Consider the following 248-nt stretch of genomic DNA (forward strand, 5'->3'; position numbering starts at 1 on the left):
GCTTCAAGCCCGTGTTCGACACAGCGTTCGCGCAGACTGGACACGGTTCGCGGCGCACACGAAAAGGCTTCTGCAGCTTGCACATCATTCCAATCCGGTCCGTTGGCATCGACCTTGAGCAGAACATTAGCGTGCTTGATCTTGTATGCTGCGGCCTGGCCTTTGTTGACCAACTCGCTGAGCTGCGCCCGTTCTTCTTCCGTCAGACGCACAATATATTTTTTGTTCATCGGGTACCTCCTAAGCGA

1 pseudogene is annotated in these 248 nt (G+C 54.4%); it reads right to left on the reverse strand.

Annotated elements, in window-relative coordinates:
• Positions 1–230: pseudogene (locus tag BQ17_RS20805) on the reverse strand (helix-turn-helix domain-containing protein); the annotation flags it as partial.
• Positions 231–248: the final 18 nt, after the last annotated feature.

This window comes from Candidatus Thiosymbion oneisti (assembly GCF_900092655.1).
GTDB lineage: Bacteria > Pseudomonadota > Gammaproteobacteria > Chromatiales > Chromatiaceae > Thiosymbion > Thiosymbion oneisti.